Source organism: Salinimicrobium sp. TIG7-5_MAKvit (assembly GCF_049569215.1).
Lineage (GTDB): Bacteria > Bacteroidota > Bacteroidia > Flavobacteriales > Flavobacteriaceae > Salinimicrobium > Salinimicrobium profundisediminis.
Map to the genome: position 1 here is coordinate 148,545 of NZ_CP145903.1, position 16,327 is coordinate 164,871.

Annotated in this window: 16 protein-coding genes; all 16 read left to right on the forward strand. The window is 41.0% G+C overall.

All coding sequences use genetic code 11. From position 1 onward, the window contains the following. Positions 1-150: 150 nt before the first annotated feature. The 16 genes from V5739_RS00740 (at position 151) to V5739_RS00815 (ending at position 16,315) form a co-directional block, all read left to right on the forward strand. A complete protein-coding gene (locus tag V5739_RS00740; RefSeq protein WP_266070970.1) occupies positions 151-1,383 on the forward strand; it encodes a M48 family metallopeptidase in 1,233 nt (410 codons plus the stop codon). 40 nt (positions 1,384-1,423) lie between these two features. Next, entirely contained in the window at positions 1,424-3,625 is a 2,202-nt protein-coding gene (locus tag V5739_RS00745) for a RelA/SpoT family protein (RefSeq protein ID WP_266070969.1), read from the forward strand. Between the two features lie 23 nt (positions 3,626-3,648). Further along, positions 3,649-4,104, forward strand: coding sequence for a Fur family transcriptional regulator (locus V5739_RS00750; RefSeq protein WP_266070967.1), 456 nt, complete (start codon positions 3,649-3,651; stop codon positions 4,102-4,104). Positions 4,105-4,115: 11 nt separating this feature from the next. Next, positions 4,116-5,387: an adenylosuccinate synthase gene (locus tag V5739_RS00755; protein ID WP_423819256.1), complete on the forward strand. Its 1,272-nt coding sequence runs from the start codon at positions 4,116-4,118 to the stop codon at positions 5,385-5,387. Between the two features lie 211 nt (positions 5,388-5,598). Beyond that, positions 5,599-6,213: a hypothetical protein gene (locus V5739_RS00760; protein WP_423819257.1), complete on the forward strand. Its 615-nt coding sequence runs from the start codon at positions 5,599-5,601 to the stop codon at positions 6,211-6,213. Beyond that, the gene (locus V5739_RS00765; protein WP_423819258.1) at positions 6,210-6,509 is read left to right on the forward strand and encodes a winged helix-turn-helix domain-containing protein; all 300 of its coding nucleotides are present in this window, start codon (positions 6,210-6,212) and stop codon (positions 6,507-6,509) included. Before V5739_RS00760 ends, V5739_RS00765 begins: the two co-directional genes overlap by 4 nt. Positions 6,510-6,741: 232 nt before the next feature. Next, positions 6,742-7,026, forward strand: coding sequence for a hypothetical protein (locus tag V5739_RS00770; protein ID WP_423819259.1), 285 nt, complete (start codon positions 6,742-6,744; stop codon positions 7,024-7,026). A gap of 398 nt (positions 7,027-7,424) precedes the next feature. Next, positions 7,425-7,694: a hypothetical protein gene (locus V5739_RS00775; protein WP_423819260.1), complete on the forward strand. Its 270-nt coding sequence runs from the start codon at positions 7,425-7,427 to the stop codon at positions 7,692-7,694. A gap of 59 nt (positions 7,695-7,753) precedes the next feature. Then, positions 7,754-8,548, forward strand: coding sequence for an oxygenase MpaB family protein (locus V5739_RS00780; RefSeq protein ID WP_423819261.1), 795 nt, complete (start codon positions 7,754-7,756; stop codon positions 8,546-8,548). A 235-nt stretch (positions 8,549-8,783) separates the two neighbouring features. After that, positions 8,784-9,341, forward strand: a complete 558-nt coding sequence (locus V5739_RS00785) for a hypothetical protein (RefSeq protein ID WP_423819262.1) — start codon at positions 8,784-8,786, stop codon at positions 9,339-9,341. Between the two features lie 18 nt (positions 9,342-9,359). After that, positions 9,360-10,492, forward strand: a protein-coding gene (locus tag V5739_RS00790; RefSeq protein WP_423819263.1) for an IS3 family transposase whose coding sequence is annotated in 2 segments (ribosomal slippage) — positions 9,360-9,621 and positions 9,621-10,492 — 1,134 coding nt in all. Because the reading frame shifts where the segments join, the coding sequence is not laid out codon by codon here. Between the two features lie 88 nt (positions 10,493-10,580). Further along, positions 10,581-10,874: a hypothetical protein gene (locus V5739_RS00795; RefSeq protein WP_423819264.1), complete on the forward strand. Its 294-nt coding sequence runs from the start codon at positions 10,581-10,583 to the stop codon at positions 10,872-10,874. 46 nt (positions 10,875-10,920) lie between these two features. Continuing rightward, a complete protein-coding gene (locus V5739_RS00800; RefSeq protein WP_423819265.1) occupies positions 10,921-11,454 on the forward strand; it encodes a dihydrofolate reductase family protein in 534 nt (177 codons plus the stop codon). Positions 11,455-11,792: 338 nt separating this feature from the next. Next, positions 11,793-13,625: an OstA-like protein gene (locus tag V5739_RS00805; protein ID WP_423819266.1), complete on the forward strand. Its 1,833-nt coding sequence runs from the start codon at positions 11,793-11,795 to the stop codon at positions 13,623-13,625. Positions 13,626-13,629: 4 nt separating this feature from the next. Next, positions 13,630-14,817, forward strand: a complete 1,188-nt coding sequence (locus V5739_RS00810) for an aspartate aminotransferase family protein (RefSeq protein ID WP_423819267.1) — start codon at positions 13,630-13,632, stop codon at positions 14,815-14,817. A gap of 97 nt (positions 14,818-14,914) precedes the next feature. Further along, positions 14,915-16,315 carry a tetratricopeptide repeat protein gene (locus V5739_RS00815; protein ID WP_423819268.1) on the forward strand — a complete coding sequence of 467 codons (1,401 nt, stop codon included), beginning with the start codon at positions 14,915-14,917 and terminating at the stop codon, positions 16,313-16,315. The last annotated feature ends 12 nt before the right edge of the window (positions 16,316-16,327 follow it).

Genomic DNA, 16,327 nt, shown 5'->3' on the forward strand with positions numbered 1-16,327 from the left:
GAAAAATTAGATTTCATATAAGTTGACTTTAGTGGTCAATCTATATCCTGAACGCACAACTTTCCACTCTCACTTTTCACAAAAGTTTTGTCCCTTTAAATCTTAATTCTTCAATAAAGATTCTGCTTATATTAGCCGAAAACAACAAATTTGACAGCAAATACTCTTTTTTGGATCATTGTAGGCATCATCATTATTGATTTTTTAGTCGATAAGATCCTGGATGCCTTGAATGCCAAACACTATAATGATCCTGTGCCCGATTCGCTTAAAGATGTTTTTGACGAGCAGGAATATGAGAAATCACAGCGGTACAAGAAATCAAACTACAAATTCGCGATGGTTTCCTCTACATTTTCGGTGGTGGTATTGTTGCTGTTCCTTTTCCTCGATGGCTTCGATTTTGTTGATACTCTTGCACGATCAGTTTCAGATAACGCTATTTTAATAGCACTGATCTTCTTCGGCATTATTATGCTCGGGAGCGACCTGTTATCTCTTCCCTTCTCGTGGTACCACACATTTGTAATTGAAGAAAAATTCGGTTTTAATAAAACGACTCCCAAAACCTTCATTTTAGACAAGCTAAAGGGCTGGGGAATGATGATCGTTCTTGGCGGCGGCATACTGGCATTAATAGTGTGGTTCTACCAGTTCGCAGGCGGTAACTTCTGGTGGTACGCATGGATATTGGTGGCGGCTTTCAGTATCTTTCTGAATATGTTCTACGCCAGATTAATAGTTCCGCTTTTCAATAAACAAACTCCACTTTCCGAAGGTTCCCTGCGGAATAAGATAGAGGCCTATGCCCAGAAAGAAGGTTTTACTCTCGAAAAGATCTTTGTAATAGATGGCTCAAAAAGAAGCACTAAGGCCAATGCCTATTTTTCGGGTTTTGGGAATGAAAAAAGGGTCACCCTTTACGACACTTTAATCAACGACCTGCAGGACGAGGAGATTGTTGCGGTTTTGGCACATGAGGTGGGGCATTACAAGAAGAACCACATCATCATCAACATGGTGATAAGCATTTTAAGCACAGGGTTTACCCTTTGGATTTTGTCTCTCTTTGTGGGCAACCCGTTGCTTTCGGAAGCATTGGGAGTGGAAAATCCAGGGTTTCACATAGGGTTGGTAGCCTTCGGGATTTTGTACAGCCCTATTTCTGAACTTACCGGGATCATCATGAACTATCTCTCCCGGAAGTTTGAATATCAGGCCGATAATTTTGCGAAACAAACCTATAAGGCACAACCTTTGATTAGTGGATTAAAGAAGCTGTCAAAAAACAGCTTAAGCAATCTTACCCCGCACCCTGCTTATGTTTTTGTACATTACTCTCATCCGCCATTGTACAAACGGTTCAGGAATCTTGAAAGGTAATTAAATTGCCTGTTTTCAATCTTAATTGTATTTTTAGATCATGACGGAAGCCGCTATAGAAAAAGAAAACAAAGACATTGCCCAGCAGTACAAGGAACTGCTGCGCATAAGCTACCAAACCCTTACCGATGATGATAAAAAGCTCATTCGGCAGGCTTTTGATGTGGCGGTAGATGCCCATAAAGATCAGCGACGCAAATCGGGCGAAGCTTATATTTTTCACCCCATTGCCGTAGCCAAAATTGTTGCTTCGGAAATTGGGCTTGACGCAACATCTATTGCTGCTGCCCTTTTACATGATGTGGTAGAAGACACCAGCTTTACTCTTGAAGACATTCAGCAGACGTTTGGTGATACTGTAGCGCGAATTGTAGACGGGCTTACCAAGATCTCTAACCTTGAACATGATAAAGATGTTTCCCTGCAGGCCGAGAACTTCAGGAAAATGCTGCTTACGCTGAATGATGACGTGAGGGTGATCATTATCAAGATCGCCGACAGGCTGCACAACATGCAGACGATGGATTCCATGCGGACAGACAAGCAGGAAAAGATCGCTTCAGAAACACTTTATATCTACGCTCCCCTGGCCCACCGTATTGGTTTGTACAACATCAAAACCGAACTTGAAGACCTGGGACTAAAATATACTGAACCTGAAGTTTACAACGAGATCCTTCAGAAAATTCGGGAAAGCAAGGAAGAGCAGGACAAATACATCGCTGAATTTACTAAGGTGATTCAGGATTCCCTTGACAGGGAAAATATGAAGTACACCATCAAGGGACGGCCAAAATCGATCTACTCGATACGGCGAAAAATGAAGAACCAAAATGTCACTTTTGACGAGGTATACGACAAGTTTGCGGTAAGGATCATCTACGGAAGTGATGCTGCCAATGAGAAATTTTTGGCATGGAAGATCTATTCAATCGTGACCGATCATTTTAGGCCCAACCCTACCCGCCTGCGCGACTGGATCTCCTCCCCAAAGTCGACCGGTTATGAAGCCCTGCACATTACTGTAATGGGACCTAAAGGCCGATGGGTGGAAGTGCAAATTCGCAGTGAGCGAATGAACGAGATCGCCGAAAAAGGATATGCCGCACATTATAAATACAAGCAGGGCAACCAGGAAGACAGCCTTGATGAATGGGTAAACAAACTTCAGGAGGCCCTGGAAAATTCGGAAGTAAACGCAGTAGATTTTGTAGAGCAGTTTAAACTGAACCTTTATTCCAAAGAGATCTTTGTTTTTACACCACAGGGGGAACTAAAATCCCTTCCAAAGGGAGCTACCCCGCTGGACTTCGCCTTCAGCATACATACAGAAATTGGTTTGCGCACTCGTGGTGCCAGGGTAAACAGTAAACTGGTGCCGCTAAGCACCACACTTAAAACCGGCGACCAGGTAGAGATCATTACTTCAGAAAAAGCAAAACCCAACTCCAACTGGCTCGACTATGCCACTACGGCACGGGCAAGGGCCAAGATCAAATCTTCCCTTAAAGAGGAAAAGAAGAATATCGCCGAAGAAGGAAAAGCCATTCTTTCAAGAAAATTACGCGCCCAAAAAATTCCGTTTAATGAAAAGACCATCAATGAACTGGTAATCTTCTTTAAGCTAAAAACAAGTCTCGACCTCTTTTACAGGGTTGGGGTGGGCACTATAGACAACCAGAAGTTGAAGGACTATGCAGCCTCACGCAGCAACGCCCTGGTAAGTTTCTTTAAAAATAAGATAAGGAAACAGGACACGGTTGAGGATATTGACCGCGATGAGATCACTGCAAAATATGACCAGCTGGTGTTTGGGCGCGATGAAGAAATTCTCGACTATAAATTGGCCAACTGCTGTAACCCTATTCCGGGAGACAATGTTTTCGGGTTTATTACTGTAAGCGAGGGTATTAAAGTCCACAAAAAAGACTGCCCCAATGCCATCCAGCTACAGAGCAATTTTGCCTACAGGATCATTCAGGCTAAATGGAAAGATTCTACCCAGGAAGAGTTTAAGGCCGTGATCAAGCTAACAGGAATTGACAATATTGGCCTGGTGAATGATGTGACCCGTGAGATCTCCAACAACATGAATACCAATATTAAAAATATTAATTTTGATAGCCAGGACGGCATTTTTACGGGCAGGATCACGGTTGTGGTCAAGAACAACAGCCTTCTCAAAAAACTCATTGAACACCTCAAAAAAATAAACGGTATAGATAAGGTGACACGTGAATAATCTTATACCTTTGCACCCATATCATGAGCAAGAAAGTAGTGAACAAAAATGACCAGGCAGTAGTAAAGAATGTCTTTACCAAATACCTGGAAGAGAAGGGACACCGAAAGACTCCCGAGCGCTTCGCCATCCTGCAGGAGATCTACAACAGCGAAGAACATTTTGATATAGAGTCGCTCTACATCAAAATGAAGAACAAAAAGTACCGCGTGAGCCGTGCTACATTATACAATACCATTGAACTGCTATTGGAGTGCGGACTTGTGCGAAAACACCAGTTTGGCAACAACCAGGCCCAGTACGAAAAATCATATTTTGACCGTAACCACGACCATATTATCTTAACCGATACAGGTGAGGTGATCGAGTTTTGTGATCCACGGGTACAGGCTATCAAGCAAACAATAGAAGAAGTGTTTGATATACAGATTAACAATCATTCCTTATATTTTTACGGAAACAAAAAAGCAACCGAATAACCTGAATTTTTATGGCAGTAGACTTACTTCTTGGATTACAATGGGGAGATGAAGGCAAAGGAAAAATAGTAGATGTTTTCACCAAACAATATAACATCATCGCCCGCTTCCAGGGAGGCCCAAATGCAGGGCACACCTTAGAATTTGATGGTCAAAAGCATGTACTTCATACCATCCCTTCGGGCATCTTTCACGAAGATGCATTAAACCTTGTAGGAAATGGCGTGGTAATAGACCCTGTTATCTTTAAGAGAGAATTAGATAACCTGAGCAAAGCCGGGGTAGATTATAAAGACAGACTTGTAATCTCCAGGAAAGCACATTTAATCTTACCTACCCACCGTTTGCTGGATGCTGCCAGTGAGGCTTCAAAAGGCAAGGCCAAGATTGGCTCTACCTTAAAAGGAATAGGTCCTACTTATATGGATAAGACCGGCCGTAACGGAATTAGAGTTGGAGATCTTGAACTAAGCGACTGGAAAGAGAAATACCGCACCCTGGCCGACAAGCATGAGGCTATGATAAGCTTCTACAACGTAGACGTACAATACAACCTTAGTGAACTTGAAACCGAATTCTTTAAGGCTATAGAAACCCTAAAATCGCTGCAGTTTATTGATAGTGAAGAATACCTGTACCAGGCTCAAAAAAGCGAAAAAACTATTCTTGCTGAAGGTGCCCAGGGATCTTTACTCGACATTGATTTTGGCACCTATCCGTTTGTTACTTCCTCAAATACTACCGCGGCAGGAGCCTGTACGGGTCTTGGAGTTGCTCCAAACCAGATAGGGGAAGTCTTCGGAATATTTAAAGCATACACCACCCGCGTTGGAAGTGGCCCCTTCCCTACCGAACTTTTTGACGAAGATGGGGAGACCATGGGACGTGTGGGTAAAGAATTTGGTGCAACCACCGGAAGAGCCCGCCGTTGCGGATGGCTTGACATGGTAGCATTAAAATATGCAGTACAGGTGAGTGGCGTTACCCAACTCATTATGATGAAAGCCGATGTTTTGAGCGGTTTTGACACCTTGAAGATCTGTACCGCATACAACTATCGCGGCGAAGAGATCACCCACCTGCCATACAATATTGAACATGAGAATGTAACTCCCATTTACACCCATTTCAAAGGCTGGGAGAAGGATCTCACTCAACTAAGCTCGGCAGACCAATTGCCAACTGAACTGAAAGATTATATTTCTTTCATTGAAAAAGAATTGGAGATCCCGGTAAAAATCGTTTCGGTAGGGCCAGACAGGCTACAGACCATCAAACTTTAAAAGGTCTCAAAAATGTCATTTTTGAAAGGTGTTGCGAAAGCAGCACCTTTTTTTATGCTTAAACTCAATCAGCATCAATAACTGCTATTATAATACGACCCAAATTTTCGTCAGCACCGGTTTTCTGAAAAATTTAAAACCACAGCTCATACATTTTCCTCTTGCACATTTAAAATTATTCACTAACTTTGAAACTCAAAGTACTTTTTAAATGAAGAAGACTGAAGAAGATTATATGCAAGACCTTCGGGAGATACGGTCTATCATGGAGCGCTCTACAAAGTTCCTTTCCCTTAGCGGGGTTTCGGGCGTATTGGCAGGTGTATATGCTTTAGCAGGTGTTTATTCAGTACACGGGATTTTTGATCAACAAGAGTCTCTCCTGTACAAAGCTACTTCAAAGGAACAGGTGTTAAGCCTTTTACTAACAGGAACTTTAGTCCTGCTTTTGGCTATCACAACTGCAGTCTTTTTTTCAGTCGGTAAAGGCCGGGAACGCGGGGAGAGAGTATGGAATGCAGCCGCAAAGAGCATGCTTAAAAGTATGGCAGTTCCGCTAGTTACCGGCGGGCTTATCTCACTGATATTTTTAGCCAAAGGTTTGCTGGCATTTTTGGCACCTGTTACACTAATTTTTTATGGCCTTGCGCTCTACAATGCCGGAAATTACACCTTCAGCGATGTAAAATATTTTGGCATTGCCCAGCTGGTGCTGGGGCTGCTGGCAATATATTTTACCCAGTATGGCTTGATGTTTTGGGCTGTTGGCTTCGGAATATTGCATATCATATATGGCATTTACGTGAACTACAAGTACGAAAGGTGAAAATATCTATAAATGGGTTGCATAAGGCTTTCGAGAGCAGGATACGCCTCGGCATCATGTCGGCCCTGGCTGTAAATGATACGCTTGATTTTTCTTCTCTCAAGGATTACCTCGAGGTGACAGATGGGAATTTAGCCAGTCATTTAAAAGCGCTGGAAAAAGAGCATTTTATTGAAGTGACAAAAGCATTTATTGACAGAAAACCCAATACAAAATATGCAATGACAAGATCGGGAAGAAAAGCCTTTGAAGAACACCTCACAGCGCTGGAAAACCTTATCAAATCACAAAAGTAATTTTTTTGCCCATAAACTTTGAATTTCAAAGTACTTTAAAATAACTAAAACCCAGAACATGATGACGACCACGGAAATTCATCGACATCTCTTTACAGCTGAATACTCCAAAGACCACGTTTGGTTCACCCTTACAAACTTTATAAGGGGAAGAGATAATCTGAAAGACCGCTCTAATCAAAATAAATCCAGAAGTTTCCTAAACCAAAAACAACTATAAAAATCAGACGTTATGAAAACCAAAAGACTAACTGTTATCTTACTCGCCGCCACATTACTTCTACTTCTTCCACTCATTGGCATGCAATTCAGCCAGGAAGTGAACTGGGACCTTTTCGATTTTATCGTTGCAGCCATCCTCCTCTACGGCACCGGCCTTATCATAGAATTGATATTAAGAAAGGTGAAAGACAGTCAAAAACGCCTTATCATTTGTGCCATCATTCTGGGAGCACTTTTCCTGGTCTGGGCCGAACTAGCCGTAGGTGTATTTGGAAGCCCCTTTGCCGGCAGCTAATACCGTATGGAAGCAATCCTTATTCACTCCCTGCTCCTCGCCTGCTGTCTCTCCTGTAGACCTAATTCTTGCTACGGAAAATATCCCTGAAACCCTGCGAAATCTTTTAATGCTAAAAAATGGCGTTTCAAAGATGCTTTCAAATATTCTTATAGAGACAGCATGCTGAAGGATCCTATCTAAGACTGAAATTTCAGAAAACTGAAGAAGCCGTAAGTATTGGACCTTCTGGGAGAAACAACCAGGGTAGACACAAATTATCTGTTCTACAGAGTCCGGGAAAAGCGATTTGGCCTTGTGCCTTTCCACACTAAAACCATGGTTGTGAAATTTACAGGAGCAGAGAGCATTGAATGGATCAGGATCCATGAATAAATAGCTAATTTTAAAAGAATAAGATGATCTGGCATAAATACATATCGAATTTGAGCGGCTGGTTATTCGGTCTGCTGCTGGTCACTCTCGGTGTCCTCAACCTTATGCTGGTACACCCTGTACCCGGCTTGATATATCTTTTTCTGGCCCTCATTTACTTGCCACCCATAAGCCGTGCTTTTGAAAAACATTTCAGATTGTATATTCCGGTTGCGCTGAAGATCATTCTTGGTATTGTCATTCTCTGGTTTACCCTCGGAATAAGTGATCTTGCGGAAATATTCGGACTATAAAAACGATGGAAAACAGGCAGGAAAATTGCACAAAAGAGAGAAACGGTGAGTCCTGAAGTATGGAATATTTTGTAAAGAAAGAATCGGTAGTAAGAGAGATTTGGGGTAAGAGTGATACTATCCTGGTCATTTTTGCAGGTGCATCGGCCGAGTTTGCTTTAAACAAAGCAGTAGACTGGCTGTACTTTACCGGAAAATTACCCACCGATCCTTTAGGCCGGCTCTTTTCAACCGTCACCTATGCCAGGAAAATCGTGTTCCTCTCCCATTCCGAAGCCATAGGAGCCATCAACAGGATCAATGCCATCCACAGCGGAGTAGAAAATAAGCGGGGCAACAAAATTCCGCAGTGGGCATACCGGGATGTACTTTTTATGCTCATTGGATATTCCATTCGAGCCTATGAACTACTGGAGCGGAAACTTTCTCAAGATGAAAAACAAGAAGTATTGGACGTCTTCTACCGGGTAGGAAAGGCAATGGAAATCGAAGACTTACCACCAAACTATAATGATTGGCTGTCACAAAGAAAACAGCACCTGGAACAGGACCTGGAAGACAGCAGGTACAGCAAAGATCTCTACCGGCAGTACAAAAAGCATCTTGGCCCTGTGCGCTACTGGTTCCTGTTAAAAGTACAGGAACTGGTATGCCCACAAAAGGTCAAAGAACTACTCCACCTGACTTCAAACCCCATCATACCACCTGCGCTAACAACCTATAAGATCATGCGGTACTTAAAACTGGACCATATTGCCAAATCACTGCTGCTCCCTATTGACTATAAGGACCAGATAAAAGACCTGGACAGGTTTAAAAATCCTCATAAAAAGTCTGCTGAAGTCAGTTTCTAGAAAAATTTTACTAAGGTTTTACTGAGGTCATCGTGGTTTTATTGTAGCTTTTCTTTACGAAATTTTAAACCTACATAAAACCCCTCCCCTCACTTTACCACCACATCCTGAATAAAATAGGGTCGTAAAAAGAACAGAAAAACCTGTTGTTATCCCGCAACTTTAATATGATAAAACACTATATTAGTTTTCATATAACGAGTTGTGCATCATTTTATAGAAAAATTCCAATTTAATGGCAGATAACAATCAAATAGTTTTACAAACACTTATAGAACAAAATAGGCGGGAACTTTATTCAGAATTAACAACTGATGACTATTTTCATCTTTTTGTAACCGAACAAATAATGAAAGACTTTGAACTTTCATATGATGAAGTTGAAGAAGGAATTGTTGATAATGGTGGCGATGGTGGTATTGATTCAATATATACTTTCGTCAATCAAGAGCTTGTCCAAAGAGACACAGAATTAATTGAAGGAAAAAGAAATTCTGTAATCGATGTTTTTATCCTACAATCTAAAAACGTCAATAGCTTTGGTGAAACTCCTATAGAAAAATGTAATTCTTCAGCACTTGATATATTTGACCTTAACAAAACTATCGACGAGTTAAGAAGTGTTTATAACTCAGATCTCTTGGCTAACGTAGAGGTTTTTCGTAATCAATATTTGCATCTAGCTTCAAAGTTCCCCATATTAAGATTTCATTATTTCTACATAACAAAAGGTGCAGAAGTTCATCCGAACTGTAAGCTTCCCTTAAAACCGAACTGTTTAAAAGTAGAATAATTCTTAATTTTAAACAGTATGAAAAAAAGTAAATTTTCTCCACAGAAGATCTCTAAGATCCTTAAAGAATTCGATAACGGTAAAACAGCTGCCGAGATAAGTCGTGAATATGGTGTAAGCACCGCTGCTTTTTACAAATGGCGAGAACGTTTTAGCGGAATGAATGGCAAAGAGCTTAAGCGACTCAAAGAACTTGAGGAAGAGAATCGTCGACTCAAGCAAATGTATGCCACCCTTTCTTTGGATCATGAGATGGCTAAAGAGATCATCGAAAAAAAGCTCTAAAGCCTTGCCGTAAGCGAACCATAGCTAAAGAACTTGCTCATTACGGTATAAGCAGGGCGTGCCGTGTTTTAAAAATGAGCAAGAGTGTGTTTTATTATAAACCTCTCCCTAAAGATGATAAACCCATAGAAGAAGCCTTACAGCAAAAGGCAGAGAAGTATAGTGAGGAAGGTTTTTGGATGGCTTATGAGCGACTGCGTAAGGAAGGAAAGCCGTGGAACCATAAAAGAGTTTATCGTGTCTATAAAAACCTTGGCTTAAGCTTAAGGCGTAAAGTGAAGAAAAGATTACCAGCAAGAGTAAAAGAACCCTTAGAAGTACCTGAGACCCTTAATCATACCTGGAGTATGGATTTTGTGACAGATGTCCTGGATAATAAAAGAAGGTTTAGGGCCTTTACTATTATTGATGATTATAACCGGGAGGCACTTCACATAGAAGTAGATTTTTCCTTGCCCAGCAATAGAGTTATTTGGGTATTAAACCACCTAATTAATCGAAGAACAAAACCTCAGAAAATAAGAATGGACAATGGTCCTGAGTTTATTGCTAAAATAGCTTCAGAATGGAGTCAGATGCATGGAATCAACTTCAAATATATCCAACCAGGAAAACCTACACAGAATGCTTTTATTGAACGATTCAATGGAAGTTATAGAAGAGGAGTTTTAAATAAATACATTTTTGAAGATCTGGATCAGGTACGAGAACAAACACAGGTATGGATGGATGATTACAATAATCAAAGACCTCACGATGCATTAGGAAAAATGGCTCCAATAGAATATGCAGAATTTAATTCTCTAATAGCAACTACAGATAAAACCAAAAACAATAATTTTATATCATCAAGCAGTTCTAATTAGGGGGAGCTTACATAAAGTGTTCGAAAGCTTATTAATAAGGGGTTAGGCTTAAAACAAACTAAATTTGATATTAGTCAGAATTTAGAAAATGAAGAAAATCATATTGTGTTTATTTCTGACATTAACGGGCGTTGCTTATTCGCAGAACGATTCAATTCACAAAGAACGGTACGAGGTGATTAATGCGTTGTATGGAAGTTCTGACGTCAAAAAATATGGCAAAGTAGAGCTGGATAAAAAATTCTTTCCTTTTTTGGGGCTGAGCGTAATTATATCAGACCTGGAATTTATGGAAGATTTAATGGGCAGTTGCATGGATCTGGAAGAGAATAATATTACTCGTATTCAGAGATCCTGTCTCCAAAAGAAATTGCGGAATTAAGTACTCAAATCAGCTCGTTTGGAGATTATAAAAAAATTTAAAACAGATGCGAAAAATATCACTTTTCATTGCCACAAGCTTAGATGGGTACATTGCAAAACCTAATGATGACTTGAGTTTCTTAAAACTCGTAGAAAAAGAAGGTGAAGACTATGGTTATAATGAATTTACGGATTCCATAGACACCTTGATTATTGGTAGAAAAACCTATGACTACGTGCTTCAGGAAATTGGCCCATCATTTTACGACAATGGCCAAAGGGATGTATATGTGATAACAAGAACCAAAAGATCAAATGTTGGCAGAACAACTTTCTACACAGGTAAAATCACTGATTTAGCAGAACAACTCAAATCTAAAAACGGAAAAAATATCTATTGTGATGGTGGTGCAGAAGTAATTAATGAACTATTAAAAAATGACTTAATTGATGAATTTATTATTTCTGTAGTTCCTTTTTTGTTAGGTAATGGTACAAGATTATTTAAAGACGGGCGACCTGAACAAATACTCGAATTTGTAAAAGCAAAAACATTTGAAACAGGCTTGACACAACTCCACTACAAACGGAAAAAATAAAAAAAGAACCGCCAACCAGGTTTCCTGTAAGTTATTTTATGCTGCCACACCTATTTCATAAGGCGCTTCAGATTTGATTACTGCCAAAGTGCCACTCAGGATGAGCAACCTAGACTATTATGTTCTTGACATCCTTGCCCAGGTGTTTCCTTTCATACAATACCATCCATCCAATAAATCTGTCAAAAATGGCAAAAATTAAATGTGTTTTTAACGGAATTGTGATGCTGTAGGAAGTTTCTCCACTATAGAAATACCTGATATTTCAATCTTTAAAAGATCTCAGCAGCTCACCTATTTCCTTCAGAATTCATTACTTTTGAAGCAAAATTCTACTGGTGAAGTACGTTCAGGTTCTATATCTCTTTTCAATCTTTTTTTTCATAGGCTTCAGTAGTTATAGCCAGGAAGAAAAGAAGATTCGTTATGAAAGCGAACGTACTCTAAAAGATGAAGAGAATTATCCGGGTGCCTTTATTCTGAGTAAGGTGAACGAGCAGGTTCATTTTATTCACCAGGGTATTGAAGTGTGGGCCGACCAGGCCATTCATTACGCCGAAGAGAACTTCTTTAAAGCCTACGGAAATGTGCGTATGGAACAGGGTGATACCATCACCATGACCAGCCAGTATGCCGAATACAATGGCGATACGCAATTTGCTTTTGCCAGCGGAAATGTCTTTATGCGCAACCCACAAACCAGCTTACAAACCGACACGCTTTTCTTTGACCGCACAAAACAGCAGGCCTACTACCGCAGCGGTGGAACTATACGTGATACTGCCAGTGTCCTTAAAAGCCGAATTGGTCGCTACTACCTGGAAGATGAAAAATACACCTTCGCTTCGGAAGTGGTGATCACTAACCCCGATTATGTTTTGCTGTCTACTCAGCTGGATTTTTATTCTGATAATGGTCACGCCTACTTCTATGGCCCCACAACAATAACGAGCGATCAATCTACAATATACGCCGAAAGAGGGTTCTACGACACCCGTGGCGATACCGGTTATTTTGTGAAAAATTCAAGAATTGACTATGAAAACCGGATTTTAGAGGGGGATAGCCTGTACTTTAACCGGAACACCAATTTTGCTTCGGCCACAAATAATATAAAGGTTACAGACACCATTAATGAAAGTGTTATACGAGGACATTACGCTGAAGTCTTTAGGGAAAAAGATTCAGTTTTTATCACCAAACGTGCGGTGGCAGTGAGCGTTCAGGAGCAGGACTCTCTCTATATTCATGCAGATACCTTAATGGTTACCGGCAAACCCGAAGACAGGATCATTCGTGGTTTTTATGGCGTGCGCCTGTACAAGAGCAATATGAGCGGTAAGAGTGATTCTATTCATGTACGGGAAAAAACCGGGTTGACGCAAATGTTGGGCAGGCCGGTGATGTGGTCAGAAAACAACCAGTTAACAGGAGATACCATTCACTTGCTCAACAATGTTGTGACCGAAAAAATGGATTCTCTCAAAGTATATGACAATGCATTTATGATTCAGCGTGACAGCTTGGGCGGGTTTAATCAGCTGAAGGGTTTGCAGATGTATGGGAAGTTTGAAGATAATGCTTTAGATCAGGTTGACCTGGTAAAAAATACCGAGACACTTTATTACATGAGAAATGACGCTGGAGATTTGATTGGTATTAATAAAACCCTGTCGAGCTCTATTTCTGTTTTCTTTGAAGATGAAGAGATAAGCATGGTCGATTACCTTAATAATGTCGACGGAATTCTTTATCCTGAAAGTGAACTTCCTGAAGAAGAGCGTACACTTAAGGGCTTTAACTGGCGTGGTGAAGAAAGACTGAATTCTGTAGAAGATCTCTTTATTGACGATCCAGATTATGAGCCGGTGAAAATACAGGGGATACCTATGCCCGAAGCAGAAGAAAACTTTTTTAACAATGAGTCGCGGGAAGGACCTTTGCTGAATAATAAGAGTCGTTTACAGGAAAAAGATCTTCAGGAAAGAACTGTAGATACTGTTCCAAATGCGGGCAAAGCTGCTCAACCCGAACCACTCTTACGACAGGAAGAGCTGGACAGCCTTCCAGCAATGGACAGTATTCAGCCTACTCCGGGCCAGGAACCGCGCCCGGCACAACAGCAGGACACCATCTCCCCTGCCGTTGCCACCCAACCTAAAAGAGACTAAAGGATTGAAACAGGATTTTTTAAAATATCAGGCGCAAACTTCGCCTTACCCTTTGGCAATGGAAGTTTCCCATGCTTCGGGATCGTACATCTATGATACAGCAGGCAAAAAGCATCTCGATTTTGTGGCAGGTGTTTCGGCCTGTACTTTGGGCCACTGCCATCCTCGTGTTGTAAACGCGATAAAAGAACAGGCAGAAAAGTACCTGCACGTTATGGTGTACGGCGAATATGCACAGGGGCCCGCTATAGAATTGTGTAAGTTGCTCGCAGAACATCTCCCGGCACCGCTGGAAAAAACATACCTGACTAACTCGGGAACCGAGGCCATTGAAGGAGCCTTAAAACTTGCCCGCCGCTATACCGGAAGATCTGGAATAATTGCAGCAAAGAGCGCCTACCACGGGAATACCATGGGCTCGTTGAGCCTAATGACCTACGAGGAGCGGCAAAAGCCTTTCCGCCCGTTGATCCCCGATATTTCCTGGATTGAGTTCAACCGTGAGGAAGACCTTGAAAAGATAAATGAAAATACGGCAGGCGTTATTTTGGAGAGCATCCAGGGAGGTGCAGGCTTTATTCAGCCTCAAAACGATTATCTCAAAAAGGTAAAAGCCAGGTGTGAAGAAGTGGGTGCCCTCCTCATCCTCGATGAGATCCAACCGGGCTTCGGGCGCACCGGAAAACTGTTTGGCTTTCAGAATTACAATACCGTACCCGATATTCTGGTGATGGGAAAAGGCATGGGTGGCGGACTGCCCATTGGAGCCTTCACCTCCTCTTCAGAAATAATGGATACGCTTAGTGCCAATCCAAAAATGGGGCATATCACTACTTTTGGTGGAAATCCCGTGATTGCGGCGGCAGCTCTGGCAACATTACAAGAACTGGTAACAGGAGACCTGCTTGCCCAAACCCTTCAAAAAGAGCAATTTTTCAGAGAATTATTGGTGCACCCGCTCATTTGTGAGGTACGGGGACGCGGATTAATGCTCGCTCCTATATTAACTTCCGAAGAAATTGCTAACGAACTTGTGCTGAGAGCGCAAGATAAAGGCTTGATTTTGTTCTGGTTACTATTTGAAGGAAAAGCTATTAGAATTACGCCGCCGCTTACTATTTCAATGAGTGAAATAAAAGAAGGATGCGGCATAATTATTGACATACTAAATGATTTATTGCAGGACAAATAGGTGTTAATTACTTTGTTAACAACATAATTCGTTTTTAACCCGGTCGCTGTAGAACATTTATAACTTTAATACTGAAGAAATCAGTAAATCACTGCTTATGCTATTAAGCCATAACGAAGAAAACAATTTCTCCCTTACTCGTTTTGAATCGATGCTGAAGACGAATGATGTATTGTTCTTCGACTCCGATGAGTTTGAAAATATTATTCATTACTATTTAGAGAACGGAAAAATTACACTTGCCAAAAAAGCTGTAAGGCTTGGACTTTCACAACACCCATCTTCGGTTAACCTGAAGTTGCTGCGCGTGGAGATCCTGGTTTTTGAAGATAAACTTGATCAGGCCGAAGGAATTCTCAATGAGATCTATGACCTGGAATCCTCAAATGAGGAAATCTATATTCAAAAGGCTAACATACTCTCAAAGAAAGATCAACACCAGGAAGCTATTCAAATGCTTGAGGTTGCTCTTGAAATGAGCTATGACGAAGCCGATGTTTATTCCCTACTGGGAATGGAATACCTGTTCCTGGAAGATTTTGAGAACGCAAAGCTCAATTTCATGAAGTGCCTTGAAGCCGATAAAGAAGATTATTCAGCGCTCTACAACATCATGTATTGCTTTGATTTTCTTGAACAAAAACGGGAAGCCATAACGTATCTTAACAAATTTCTCGATACGAACCCGTATTCAGAAGTTGCCTGGCACCAGCTGGGAAAACAGTACTTTGATCTCAAAGACTACAATAAAGCCCTTTCAGCTTTTGACTTTGCCATCATTAGTGACGATACTTTTATAGGAGCTTATCTTGAAAAAGGAAAGGTGCTGGAAAAACTGGGCAAGTTTAATGAAGCTATTGAAAACTACAGCATTACCATGGATCTTGATGATCCTACCTCTTTTGCGTACCTGCGTATTGGTAAATGTTATGAAAAACTGGGGCTTGATGAGCTGGCATTAAAGAATTACCGCCAAACGGTTCATGAAGATCCTTTGCTGGACAAAGGCTGGATAGCCATCACAGACTTCTTTTATAAAAAGGAGAATTTTCGGAAAGCTCTTTACTACATCAATAAAGCTATCAATATTGACAGCGAGAATGTGCTGTACTGGAAGAGGTATGCCCGCATTAACAACCAGCTGAACCTACTTGAAGAAGCTGAAAAAGGTTACCGCCGTACGCTCGAACTGGGAAACTATGAGCTTGAAACCTGGGTGAAAAGATGCGATGTACTTATTGATTTAGGGGAATTTGAGGCTGCCGTACAAAACCTGCTACAGTCCGTGGAATTCTATCCTGAAACAGCAGAGATTGAGTACCGACTTGCCGGACTTTATTTCATGCTGCACGAACCCGAAAAAGGAAATACGCATTTGAATAACGCCCTCAAAATGGATTCTGATTATTACATTATCATTGAAGAGCTTTTCCCTTCTATTTTCGCAAGAAAATCGGTTAAGGAGAAAATAAAGATGCACCTAAAATCTTGCAATTAATTCTTATAACTT

Coding starts and splice junctions, on each gene's coding strand:
- V5739_RS00745 (WP_266070969.1), top strand. CDS start 1,424: ATGACGGAAGCCGCTATAGAAAAAGAAAACAAAGACATTGCCCAGCAG.
- V5739_RS00750 (WP_266070967.1), top strand. CDS start 3,649: ATGAGCAAGAAAGTAGTGAACAAAAATGACCAGGCAGTAGTAAAGAAT.
- V5739_RS00755 (WP_423819256.1), top strand. CDS start 4,116: ATGGCAGTAGACTTACTTCTTGGATTACAATGGGGAGATGAAGGCAAA.
- V5739_RS00760 (WP_423819257.1), top strand. CDS start 5,599: ATGAAGAAGACTGAAGAAGATTATATGCAAGACCTTCGGGAGATACGG.
- V5739_RS00770 (WP_423819259.1), top strand. CDS start 6,742: ATGAAAACCAAAAGACTAACTGTTATCTTACTCGCCGCCACATTACTT.
- V5739_RS00775 (WP_423819260.1), top strand. CDS start 7,425: ATGATCTGGCATAAATACATATCGAATTTGAGCGGCTGGTTATTCGGT.
- V5739_RS00780 (WP_423819261.1), top strand. CDS start 7,754: ATGGAATATTTTGTAAAGAAAGAATCGGTAGTAAGAGAGATTTGGGGT.
- V5739_RS00785 (WP_423819262.1), top strand. CDS start 8,784: ATGGCAGATAACAATCAAATAGTTTTACAAACACTTATAGAACAAAAT.
- V5739_RS00795 (WP_423819264.1), top strand. CDS start 10,581: ATGAAGAAAATCATATTGTGTTTATTTCTGACATTAACGGGCGTTGCT.
- V5739_RS00800 (WP_423819265.1), top strand. CDS start 10,921: ATGCGAAAAATATCACTTTTCATTGCCACAAGCTTAGATGGGTACATT.
- V5739_RS00815 (WP_423819268.1), top strand. CDS start 14,915: ATGCTATTAAGCCATAACGAAGAAAACAATTTCTCCCTTACTCGTTTT.